Genomic DNA, 5772 nt, shown 5'->3' on the forward strand with positions numbered 1-5772 from the left:
CCGACCGGGCCGAACGGCCGCCGGACCGCACGCTTTCCGGGGGTGGCATCACGAGAACCGGGAGTGGGCCCAGAGGGGACAGCACTCCGGAACTGTCGCTCCCCTCCGGTGTCCGACCGCTCGACCAACGATGTGGATACTACCGCCGTCATAGGTCCGGGAGGTAGTCGCGTCGCTGCTCGGCCTTCTCGCGCGAACTCCGCCGGTCGTAATGTTCGTCGAGGATGCCGCCGCTCGCGTCGAGCCGATCGGAGACGACCCGCCGCGGCACGTCGTCGCGGCGGTAGGCGGTCACGCGGCCGCTACGAACGTCGTGTGGGGACCGGGAGGACGGACACGTACTCATCCGATCCGAGTGGGTCGCCTCGCACGTCTCCGGGTCCCGGTCGTGCGGACACCCCGCCCCGCGCCAGCAGGGACGGGTGATACGGTACAGGGTGTCCCGCAGCGCCGAGATCGACACGCGCCCGTACTCGGTCGTGATCAGCGGTTCGCGTCCGTAGTCGTCGCGCACGTCTTCTCGGGGACCGTCGATGTAGTCCTCCAGAATCCGCGAGACGTACGGGCTGATCGCGTTCCATCGCTCCCCACGCTCCTTGTTCTTGAGCGGAGTATCCGACTCCGGTCGGTGCCGGAACTGGATACCCGGCCGCTCGGTGTCCAGGTCGACATCACCTACGTCGAGCGAGCGAATACCGCCCGCTCGCGCGCCGGTGTGCCACATCAAGAGGAGGATGACGTGATTCCGACTCGCGTACTCGTAGCGGTCGAGGTATTCCAGTATGTCGCCAACGCGCTCCGGTTCGAGGGTCGTTTCACTCACGTTCTGGCCGCCGGTCACGACCGGCAGCGGAACGTCGGTCCGGAGGTCGTCGCGCACGGCGTCGATCTCCTCGGCGAACCGGAGGAACGCGCGCAGCGTCGCCAACTGCCCGCGGAGGGTCACCGGGGCGATCGGGTCGCGGCCTTCGCCGTGCCCCTCACGTCTCCACACGCGGTAGCGGTAGAGGTCCCGGCCGGTCAGTTCGTTCAGGTTCTCGATTCCCTCTTCTTCACACCACTGCTGGAAGGCGTCGAGCCGGTAGGTCTGTCCTCGAATCGTTCCCTTCGTCAGCTCGTCGCGACGAGCTTCCAGGTACATCTCGATTCCCTCACGCGGGGTGAGGGGTTCGAGCCCGTCGCTCATCGGGCGACCTCCCGATCAGGAAGCAGATCGGCGCACCGGCGGCAGACCTGAACACACCGATTGGCGTCGACGCCATCGGCGACGTTCTCGCAGTAGGCGCACCTCCCGGCGGAGTTTTCAGTCGGCGTTACGTCCGTCTGGATGGGGCTCACAGGCCCCGCGTTGGTCCCGTACATTGGCGATCACGGGAACCACCGATGGAGCCGCGTGCCAGCGCGGCTCCCTCTTCATCCGCCGACCAGTCATCAGGAACCGACAGGCAGTCCCTGTCTACCCGATATATGCAATGATACTTCAACGTTGCCACTAATTAGTGGACTTCAAGAAGTGGACTCTTATGGGGAACCACTATCAGAGTGGAACGGAATAGGGGGCCTATGACCGAAGGGGAGGGCACCGAGGAGGATTCTAACCGATACAGGGTCACCTCGGAAAAACTGTCTGATGCTGAGAAAGCTTGGTACAGTGAGGACGAGGACGATTACGACTGGCTGACCGATGTAGATATGGAAATTCTGGACGTTCTCATGTACTCCGAACTTGTGCTCACTCCAACTGTTATCGCGGACAACATCGGACGGTCCCGAAGTTCCGTATCTAGACGCTTGAACGCTCTACAGGCGGGTGGTTTAGTCGAAAAAGAAGGTAGAGGAAAGTACCGAATCTCGGAACTTGGTGCGGGTCTCCTGATGAGCGGGATCGTGCTGCCCGAGCGAGAATGGGGCTCGTCTTGAGTTAGGTATCCGGACCGAGCGACACCATGTCGGTTCCGTCATCGACCACGATCCACGACTCGCCGTCGATGTCGACGCGTACCTGTTCCCAAAACTCCTCCTGTTCTTCGTCGTATCCCTCGACGCCGTAGGTAGCTCCGAACGGGATTTCACCGTCGATCTGCTTGCGCTCGCCTGTTTCAGGGTGTTTGAGTATGGCCATATTTGTGTTATAATACCCGTCGTAATATAGTTACTTGGGCACTGTGATGTAATCTGAAGGCTTAGGATTGTAATTCTGTATAATTGTACTAATTCGCTGACAGGGAGATAGCTGTTAAGGAAATATAATAATAGTTATACGACACGCCTTTATCAGATACGTAGCTATAATGCAATATGAATAAGACAGAAACTGCACTGTGTACAAAATGCAAATCAGAGATCGATACAACTGTTGAACGATGTCCTAAGTGCGGTTACGAACCTTCTGTTTCGATTATTGGTAAACTGTTCTTTTGGTTATGTGCGCTCCCCGGGTCAATTCTGTTTGGTTTCTTAGCTATTATTTCTGTATTCGGTTTAATTTCTGGAAGTCTGACACTGGGAGAATTTGTTGGAGGATTAGTCGGTATTGGTATCATAGGTGGAATCCCATTTTGGTATACTCGCCGATACCTGCGAATTCGAAACCAGAAACCAACTGAAGAAAATTGACTACCATTCTAAATATTCTCCCCCTCCTTTTGATTTATTCTTTCGAACTGAATATACTTTCTCCCTAGGAATTATTTTTACTTCTTCTGAATCTCCGATGCTGACATGCCAATGATTATCTTTATACTGAATTTTTTCGGACTGGTGTATTTCGATTCCGTCAGGTGTTTCGAATTTTATCGATGGCACAGAATACACTGGCGAGTATCTAATCTTAAACCTGATGCGGGGGGTATGAGAATTTAAACTGAGTACATACGAATAGCTGATTTATATACTATATTTAAGAAAACCGGCTTGTGGGGTAATATTCATATAGGTTTAGTGAGTGGACCAGATGTCCAGCCTAACCAGATTAGCGAACGCAGCCTACCACTCACCTGGCATGGAACATCGCCTCAGCGGGGTTCGAGCGTTCACCATTGTATTGCATCTCTTTACGGGGTTCTCGCTTGCGAACCTCCGCAAGCGGATGATACATCAGTATGTGGTCGGCAACCTCGGGATCTTCGAGCCCGTGATCAACGAGGTGGCCAGCCATCATGTGGGCGTTGTGAGTCGCGAAATTGCATTTCCCGCAGCGCCATATCTCCCCTTTCTTCAGCGGCTTCGCCAGACGCGTACACTCGCGGATCCGTTTCTCAGGGAGATGCAGCGCCACCATGTCCACACCGCCGTCTCCAGGCGCATGTTCCTGGCCGTCAGCGTCGACGATCGCCTCTATCTCCCACTTGGTCGCGAGCCCCTCATATCGAACGAATCCCTCTGACTCGGATTCATTCTCACTCCCCGCGAGGAGATCGGCGACCAGTTCGACGTGCGCCGGGTCGAGATCGAGCCGACCGAGCAGACCGACAGGCGTAACGTCGGCGTCGGGGTGCGCGTCGAGCCACCGAGTCACCCGCTCGCGGACGCGGGCCGACTCGGTACTCTCGCCGGCTCGCCCGGCAGCGCGCGCGTCGGCCCACAGGTCCGAGAGCGACGGCTCGGAGTCGGAGTTCCGGTCCGGCGGCGAGTCGGGCAGCAGCGCCCGCAGGTCGTCGTCAAGCGTGGGCGGTTCGAGCCGGGATTGGTCGATCGCCCACCCGGACGAGCAGCAGCGACACACCACGTCTGGGCCGTTCGCTTCGGACCATCGCACGCCGTCGCCGTGCGAGGCCGTCTGCCCGGCGCTGTCGGACTCCGCGCGCTGCTCGCAGGCGTCGGCCGCGATAGCCTGATTCACGGTCTGTGAACGAGTCGTGCGCCGCCTCGCAGTGGACCAGTACAGCGCGCCCCATGCGAGGTACTCGATGGGTCGCTCTTCCAGGGCCTCATCGTACGAGCCGCCCATGTACGCTGCGAGGTAGGAACCGAGGTTCCCGACCTCCATGTTGACCGAGATACACCCGTCGTTCTCCTCTTCGTACGACCGTATCGACGCGTAGTCGTGCGCGCTCGCGCCGGCGGGCTCGCACACCTCCACGTGTTTGTCTACGACCCGCTCCAGTTCGGAGCCGACGTGTTCGGCGTCGAGGCCGCCGCCGTCGAAGTACACGCCTACGTGGACGTGCGTGTAGCAGGCGTTCATTCCCGGATCACCGCCGAGTCCGTGGGGTTCGGCTTGGAGCCAGTATCCCCATTCTTCGGAGTCTAACCCGAGGTGGTACTCCATCGCGTTCCGGAGCGTATCGCGGACGCCTCCGTACGAGAAGGAGTCATGCACGGCGTCGAGGTGGTCGACCGGGGGGAGACGATCGCCGTCGGGGACCGACGACGCGGAGAGGGTGAGCATCGCCGTGGCCGGGCGGTCCCACGCGGCAACGGCTTCGCCGCCGGACGGGCGTTCTCCGCCTCCCATCTGCCGTTCCAGCGCACGGGCGCGGGCGTACTGCTTCGCGTGGTATTCCTGGCCCCACGCGTCCGTGAGCGGAATCTCGAACGACTCTTCTCCGTTCGAGAAGCGGGCGAGCAGGCCATCATATTCCAGATGCGCCGTGAGGAACGCAGCGAGGGCGTCGGCCCACGGCGCGGCCTTCCGCGACTCGATTTTGCTCGTCCAGAAGGCCGATTCTCCGAACGCATCGGGTTCCACCAGTTCGTCCGTCCACTCGGCTTCGGTAACGATCCGGCGGAGGCTTCGTCCGTGGGTACGCGACAGCGGGAGGTCGGCCAGGTCGGGGTACTTCCGTTTGAACTCGGAAACACGCTCGTGGACGATCGCGGGGACGCAATCTCCGCGAGAACCGCCGGTAGGAGTCTCTACAGAGTTAGTCTCCTTGGAAGGCCAAGACGCACCGCTTCCCTCGGAGGTCGATTTGCGCGGTTCGGTTGGCCCGCTACTCATCGACCCACCGGACGGGCGTCGTCTCCTCTGTCGGTTCACCACCGTAGGCGCGCGCGGACTCGGTACGACTTCCGCACCGCCGCTCGTTCTCGGTCGGCCCGGTCGGGCCTCCCTCTGGCGCTCGGGCTGCGCGGTCGGGGGCAAGCCCCCGCTCCGCGCGGGCCGACGGCGCGCCGCCGCTCGGGGCACTCGCGGCGGCACCGCCCGCGCCGTCGGCCTCTCCCTCGCTTGCGGCGGGGGCGAGGTCGAGCGGGGCGGCCTCGATCGCCCACCGGAGCGACGGGAGTCGATAGTCCACCGGTTCCCGGCGGAGGTCCGGAATCGAGAAGCACCGCGGGCACTCCCGATGTCGGGCGTGGTCAGTCAGTTCCTCGGTGAGGGTGAGCTGATCACAGCCGCGACATTGGAACTCGATGTACCGACCCCTCATCGAGCGACACCTCCGTTGGGGTCGAGCAGCGCGGAGGCCGCGCTCGGACCCCTCAGGGGGGCCTCTCGCGTGCGGCCTCCGCACGCTACCCGCCACCGCTGGGATGGGTGGGTGGGATGGAGGCACGACGCTCGCCGGGGGAGCCGCGGGGGCGCGGGCGGTCGTTCGACTAAGAGTTTCGACCGACGGCGGGAACCCGCGACCGCAGTGCGGTCGATAAACCGCTCAAACGCGGACTTCGAGAAATCAAGATTCGGCGCTACTGGGCGGCAGGACGGGTTACACCAGGGATTCCGTGTACACTCAGAATCAGCCGCGCGAGAAGTGGGCCCAGAGGGATTCGAACCCTCGACCGCCCGGTGTCCCATCCGGCGGCCAGGGCCGGCCGGAGTATGAGCCG

Annotated in this window: 7 protein-coding genes; 2 read left to right on the forward strand and 5 right to left on the reverse strand. The window is 61.3% G+C overall.

The genetic code is table 11. From position 1 onward, the window contains the following. Positions 1-148 precede the first annotated feature (148 nt). Positions 149-1186 carry a tyrosine-type recombinase/integrase gene (locus ACQUQ1_RS21450; protein ID WP_435066256.1) on the reverse strand — a complete coding sequence of 346 codons (1038 nt, stop codon included), beginning with the start codon at positions 1184-1186 and terminating at the stop codon, positions 149-151. 377 nt (positions 1187-1563) lie between these two features. Between ACQUQ1_RS21450 and ACQUQ1_RS21455 the strand changes: the two genes are divergently transcribed. Further along, the gene (locus tag ACQUQ1_RS21455) at positions 1564-1920 is read left to right on the forward strand and encodes a MarR family transcriptional regulator (protein ID WP_435066257.1); all 357 of its coding nucleotides are present in this window, start codon (positions 1564-1566) and stop codon (positions 1918-1920) included. A 1-nt stretch (position 1921) separates the two neighbouring features. Here ACQUQ1_RS21455 and ACQUQ1_RS21460 read toward each other — a convergent pair whose 3' ends face one another. Then, complete coding sequence (locus ACQUQ1_RS21460) at positions 1922-2122, reverse strand: hypothetical protein (RefSeq protein WP_435066258.1); 201 nt, start codon at positions 2120-2122, stop codon at positions 1922-1924. Between the two features lie 176 nt (positions 2123-2298). On the opposite strand from ACQUQ1_RS21460, the gene ACQUQ1_RS21465 reads away from it, so the two are divergent. Continuing rightward, a complete protein-coding gene (locus tag ACQUQ1_RS21465) occupies positions 2299-2616 on the forward strand; it encodes a hypothetical protein (RefSeq protein WP_435066259.1) in 318 nt (105 codons plus the stop codon). Here the strand turns inward: ACQUQ1_RS21465 and ACQUQ1_RS21470 are convergent, their stop codons facing one another. From ACQUQ1_RS21470 to ACQUQ1_RS21480, 3 genes are all read right to left on the reverse strand, one after another. Further along, entirely contained in the window at positions 2617-2805 is a 189-nt protein-coding gene (locus ACQUQ1_RS21470; RefSeq protein WP_435066260.1) for a hypothetical protein, read from the reverse strand. It lies immediately after the preceding gene. A 187-nt stretch (positions 2806-2992) separates the two neighbouring features. Further along, the gene (locus tag ACQUQ1_RS21475; protein WP_435066261.1) at positions 2993-4942 is read right to left on the reverse strand and encodes a hypothetical protein; all 1950 of its coding nucleotides are present in this window, start codon (positions 4940-4942) and stop codon (positions 2993-2995) included. Then, complete coding sequence (locus ACQUQ1_RS21480; RefSeq protein WP_435066262.1) at positions 4935-5372, reverse strand: hypothetical protein; 438 nt, start codon at positions 5370-5372, stop codon at positions 4935-4937. Before ACQUQ1_RS21480 ends, ACQUQ1_RS21475 begins: the two co-directional genes overlap by 8 nt. Positions 5373-5772 lie beyond the last annotated feature (400 nt).

Source organism: Halobaculum sp. EA56 (genome assembly GCF_051195075.1).
Taxonomy (GTDB): Archaea; Halobacteriota; Halobacteria; order Halobacteriales; family Haloferacaceae; genus Halobaculum.